The organism is Phenylobacterium sp., assembly GCF_044371015.1.
Classification (GTDB): Bacteria; Pseudomonadota; Alphaproteobacteria; order Caulobacterales; family Caulobacteraceae; genus Phenylobacterium.
Genome location: NZ_JBILUK010000228.1, coordinates 1 through 5065 on the forward strand (window position 1 = coordinate 1; position 5065 = coordinate 5065).

A 5065-nucleotide genomic window follows, 5' to 3' on the forward strand; every position below is an offset into this window, starting at 1 on the left:
GCCGACGACAGCCGGATCGGGAAGACGATCCTGCAGACCACCTCGGACGCCTATCGCAAGCTGCGCAACACCGTGCGCTACATGCTGGGCGCGCTGGCCGACTATGGTCCGGACGAGGCGGTGGAGCTCTCGGAGATGCCGCCGCTGGAGCGCTACATCCTGCACCGGCTGTGGGAGCTGGATGGCCAGGTCCGTACGGCCTACGAGGCCTATCTGTTCCAGGACGTGATCCGGCCGGTGCTGGACTTCTGTCAGAACGATCTCTCGGCGCTGTTCTTCGATATCCGCCGCGACAGCCTCTATTGCGACATGCCGGGCGCCGTGAAGCGCCGGGCCGCGCGCACGGTGATGCACGAGTGCTTTGAGCGGATCACCGCCTGGCTGGCCCCGCTGATCCCCTTCACCATGGAAGAGGCCTGGACCACCCGGTATCCGGACGCCGGCTCCAACTGCCTGCGCGTGCTGCCGGAGACTCCGGCGGAATGGCGCAACGAGGCCGAGGCCGCGCGCTGGGCCAAGGTTCAGAAGCTGACCTCCGTCGTCACCGGCGCGTTGGAAGTCGAACGCCGGGAGAAGCGGCTGGGCGCAGCGCTGGAGGCCGCGCCCCGGGTCCACGTGGCCAGCGCCGACCTGCTGGCCGCGCTGGAGGGCCTGGACGCCGCCGAGGTGTTCCGGACGAGCCAGGCGGCCCTGTTCGCGGGCGAAGGTCCCGCCGGCGCATTCCGCCTGCCTGAGGTTCCTGGCGTCGCGGTGGAGCCGCTCAGGGCCGAGGGAAAGAAGTGCGCCCGCTCCTGGCGCATCCTGCCCGAAGTGGGGACTGATCCCCGCTTTCCGGATCTGTCGCTGCGCGACGCCGAGGCGGTGGCGGCCTGGGATGCGGCGCGGTCATGAGCCTTCTGACCCGTCCCGGCAGGATCGGGCTGGTCCTCGCGGCCGCCCTGATCGCCGTCGACCAGGCGACCAAGGCCTGGGCGATCAACCTGCCGGAACTCGTGCCGCATGACGTTGTCTGGCCTTTGCGCTGGACGCGGATCTGGAACGAGGGCGTCAGCTTCGGCTTGCTCCAGGCGAGCCACGACCTGGCCCGCTGGGCGCTGTTTGCGTTCTCGGTGATCGTCGGCGCCCTGCTGGCCAACTGGGCGCGCACCCAGACCCGTCTGTTCCCGGCCGCGGCGCTGGGGCTGATCGTCGCGGGCGCCTGGGGCAACGCCATCGACCGGGCGATCCATGGGGCGGTGATCGACTTCGTGGATGTCTCGCAGCTGGGCTTCTTCCCCTACATCTTCAACGTCGCCGACGCCGCCATCACCATCGGCGTGATCCTGCTGATCTGGGACAGCTTCAAACCGCAAACGCCCGCTCCGACCGCTTCGCGCCCGCCTCCGCCGGATGGGGAGGACTAGGGCGCTGATTGGGCTCCCGCTCCGGCGCGGCGCCCGCGATGCCCTTGCGTGGGCTGCCCCTGAGCCGTTGGCGCAGGCCCGCGATTGCGCTATTCGCCCCTTTCCCGCCACGGATCGCAGGCATGATCCGTCGCCTCTGTAGACCTGCCCAGGAGCCGCCGGCCCCATGACTTCCAAGCGCTTGATCGTCGCAGGGGCCCTCGTCGCGGCCGCCGGCCTCGCCGGATGCCAGTCGACCCAGTCGGCGCTGGGCATGAACAAGGTGACCCCCGACGAGTTCCGGGTGGTGACCAAGGCCCCGCTGGTGGTGCCGCCCGACTATGCGCTGCGCCCGCCGGCCCCGGGTGAACCGCGCCCGCAGGAACTTCAGCCCGAGAGCGCGGCGCGCAATGCGCTCCTTGGCCAGCGCGAGGCCGAACAGCGCTCGGAGGGCGAAAAGCTGCTGGTCGCCCGCGCCGGCGCCGACAAGGCCGATCCTCTGGTCCGCTTCGTGGTCGACGATGAGTTCGGCGACATCGCCCACAAGGAAAAGAGCTTCGCCGACCGGGTGATGTTCTGGCGTCAGGACGCGCCGGCTGAAGCCGCGCCCGCCGCCGCGCTGGACGGGTCCAATGCGCCCATCGACGCGGCCGCCGAGAAAGAGCGCCTCGGCAAGCTGACCGGCGAGAAGCCGGTGACCATCCGCCGCGAAGGCGGAACGCGGATCAAGCTTCCCGGCCTGTAGGGCCTTCGAAACACCGCGACACCAACCGTGTCTGGTCCGTGTGACCGACGCATGGCAGAGCGCGCGCCATGATTCCGTTCATCGACCTGCAGGCGCAGCGCCGCCGGCTCGGCCAACCCCTCGAGGACGCGATCCTCGAGGTCGTGCGTTCGGGCGCCTACATCATGGGACCGCAGATCGCGCGCTTCGAGGCGGAGCTCGCCGCCTTCGGCGAGGCGCCGCACGCGCTCTCCTGCGGCTCGGGCACCGAGGCGCTGATCCTGCCGCTGATGGCTTGGGGCATCGGCCCCGGCGATGCGGTGTTCTGCCCGGCCTTCACCTTCGCAGCCACGGCCGAAGTGATGCCGCTGGTCGGCGCGACGCCGGTGTTCGTCGATATCCGGCCGGAGACCTGCACGCTCGACCCGGAACGCCTGGACTCAGCGATCCGCGCCATCGACGCCGAGGGGCGCCTCAAGCCCCGCGCGGTGATCGCCGTCGACCTGTTCGGCCAGCCGGCCGACTATCCGGCCCTGGCCGAGGTGTGCGCCCGCCACGGGCTCAAGCTGATCGCCGACTCGGCGCAGGGCTTCGGCTGCACGCTTCAGGGTCGTCAGCCTCTGCACTGGGCCGATGTGACCACCACCTCGTTCTTCCCGGCCAAGCCGCTGGGCGCCTATGGCGACGGCGGGGCGGTGCTCTGCAAGGACGCCCGGCTCCACGATCTGCTGGTCAGCCTGCGGGTGCACGGCCAGGCGGTCGGGTCCGACCTTGAGGGGCGCACCTTCGATCACGATCCGAAGTACCTGAACATGCGGGTCGGCCTGAACAGCCGGATGGATACCCTGCAGGCCGCCGTGCTGCTCCAGAAGCTCACCATCTTCGCCGACGAAATCGTCGCCCGGGATCGGGTCGCGGCTCGGTACGCAGAGGGCCTTGGCGATGTGGTGACCACGCCGGCGGTGATCCCGGGCGGAACCTCGGTCTGGGCACAGTACACGATCGAGGCTGAGAATCGCGACGGTCTGGCCGCGCATCTCAAGGGGGAGGGCGTGCCGACGGCCGTCTACTATCCCGTGCCGCTACACCGCCAGGCGCCCTACGCTCACGCGCCCGCCCCAGGCGGACTGCCGGTGACCGAGGCCAAGGCGGAGCGTGTGCTCAGTCTGCCCATGCACGCCTATCTGGAGCCGGACGTGCAGGATCAGATCGTCGCCGCGATTAGGAATTTCGTGAAGCGAAATCGGTAGGCGCGTCGCGGGCTTGTCACCTTCTCGCGAGAAGGTAGGGAGTCATTTCAACCCTCGCCGCCGACTCCCATGCGCACCATCGCCGTCATCGCGCGCAAGGGCGGTTCCGGAAAGAGCACCGTCGCCGTCCATTTGGCCTTGGCCGCTCATCTGCGAGGCATGAGTGTGATGCTCGCCGACACGGACGCGCAGCGCTCTGCGAGCCAGATCCTGCGGAATCGCTCGCAGTCCAGCCCTCGGGTCGTCGGAACCTCGGGCGCCAAGCTGTTTCCGCTGCAACTCCAGGCCCAGCGCGAAGGGGTCGACGTCCTGGTTATCGACACCCCTGCCGTACTGGAAGAAGACCTCGGCCACGCGATCGTCACGGCGAATCTCTGCCTCCTTGTCGTACGCCCCACCTACCTGGATCTCGCCGCGACGGCGCAAACGAGCGACATCGTCCGGCGCTTGCGGAAGCCACTGATCGGGGTGCTGAACCAGGCCGCGTCGCCCCGCGCGGGCATTGAGCCGCCTCTTGTTAAGCGCAGCCTCCAGGCGCTCGGCCTGCTGCGCATACCTACGGCGCCTGCGATCCTGCGGGCGCGCGCAGGCTACCAGTGGGCCATAGAGACCGGCCGTTCCGTTGAAGAAGTCGACGGTCAGCGCGAAGCCGCGGCTGAAATCTCGGCTCTTTGGACGTTTGTCTACGGACTGACGCGGCAACGGAACGAGCCGTCGCCGGAAACGGTCGGAGCGGTGGGCTGACGCCTCAATCGCGAAGGTGCGCTGTATCGTTCAGGCTCACCAGATTGCGCTCGCCGGAGCGAGCGCAGAGGTAGCGGTGCATGCTGGTGTAGACCGGTTCGAAGAACAGGCGTGGCGCCATGCCAAGGATGTGGGCGGTCCAGACGTTGATCACTCCGCCATGGCAGAACACCGCGACGGTGCGTCCGCCATTCTCCGCAATGATGGTCTCCAGCGTGTCGACCACCTTGGCCTGAAAGCCGGCGATATCAGCTCCGCTGCCGCCGGAAACGAAGGCTTGCCAAGCGGCGTAGTCCTCGCGCTTCAGCACCTCCATGGGCGTGTAAACGCCGGAGTCGCGGTCGAATTCGACGATGCCCTCATGCGCCGAGATGTCATGGCCGCGCGCCGCCGCAAAGGGTTCAGCGGTCTGGATGGCGCGTCGCATGGTGCTGGAATAGACGCCATCGATGGGGTGACGCGCCAGGGCGGCGGCGACGCGGCGCGCCTGGTCGTGACCGACCTCGGAGAGGGGCGGGTCTGAGGTCTCGGCGCTGCGTTCCGGCAGGCCGTGGCGGATCAGGATCAATTCCAAGGAGGGCGCTCCCGCGTTCGTCTTGCGCCAACCCCCTCGCGCGTGGAAAGGTCGCTGTCAAACAAGTGTTTGAGGTGGAGACCACGATGAAGGCGGCTGTGTATTACGAGAACGGACCGCCCGAGGTCCTTCGCTACGAGGATGTGCCGGACCCGCAGTGTCATCCCAAGGGCGTGGTGATTCGGGTCGAGGCCGTGGCCATCGAGGGCGGCGACACGCTGAACCGCTTCGGCGGGCCCTTGATGACCAATCCCCACGTGGTGGGCTATCAGGCCGCCGGCGTGGTCATCGAGGTCGGGGCCGAGGTCACGACATTGAAGATCGGCGACCGGGTTTGCACGACCGGCGGCTGGGGAAGCCATGCCGAGCTGCGCGCCGTGCCGGCCAAGAC

General features: G+C 68.6%; 7 protein-coding genes. 6 read left to right on the top strand and 1 reads right to left on the bottom strand.

Annotated elements, in window-relative coordinates; all coding sequences use genetic code 11:
* From ACIQ3R_RS15040 to ACIQ3R_RS15060, 5 genes are all read left to right on the top strand, one after another.
* The coding region (locus ACIQ3R_RS15040) for a class I tRNA ligase family protein (RefSeq protein ID WP_397419674.1) at positions 1-891 on the top strand (891 nt) is incomplete at its 5' end.
* Complete coding sequence (gene lspA / locus ACIQ3R_RS15045) at positions 888-1403, top strand: signal peptidase II (RefSeq protein ID WP_397419675.1); 516 nt, start codon at positions 888-890, stop codon at positions 1401-1403. The genes ACIQ3R_RS15040 and lspA, both read left to right, overlap by 4 nt.
* Positions 1404-1569: 166 nt before the next feature.
* Positions 1570-2127: a DUF3035 domain-containing protein gene (locus tag ACIQ3R_RS15050; RefSeq protein WP_397419676.1), complete on the top strand. Its 558-nt coding sequence runs from the start codon at positions 1570-1572 to the stop codon at positions 2125-2127.
* A 68-nt stretch (positions 2128-2195) separates the two neighbouring features.
* Positions 2196-3356, top strand: a complete 1161-nt coding sequence (locus ACIQ3R_RS15055; RefSeq protein ID WP_397419677.1) for a DegT/DnrJ/EryC1/StrS family aminotransferase — start codon at positions 2196-2198, stop codon at positions 3354-3356.
* A gap of 69 nt (positions 3357-3425) precedes the next feature.
* Positions 3426-4100, top strand: a complete 675-nt coding sequence (locus tag ACIQ3R_RS15060; protein ID WP_397419678.1) for an AAA family ATPase — start codon at positions 3426-3428, stop codon at positions 4098-4100.
* Positions 4101-4104: 4 nt separating this feature from the next.
* Here the strand turns inward: ACIQ3R_RS15060 and ACIQ3R_RS15065 are convergent, their stop codons facing one another.
* Positions 4105-4674, bottom strand: a complete 570-nt coding sequence (locus ACIQ3R_RS15065; protein ID WP_397419679.1) for a histidine phosphatase family protein — start codon at positions 4672-4674, stop codon at positions 4105-4107.
* Between the two features lie 86 nt (positions 4675-4760).
* On the opposite strand from ACIQ3R_RS15065, the gene ACIQ3R_RS15070 reads away from it, so the two are divergent.
* Positions 4761-5065, top strand: a 305-nt coding sequence (locus ACIQ3R_RS15070) for an alcohol dehydrogenase catalytic domain-containing protein (protein WP_397419680.1), incomplete at its 3' end; no start/stop codon positions are given.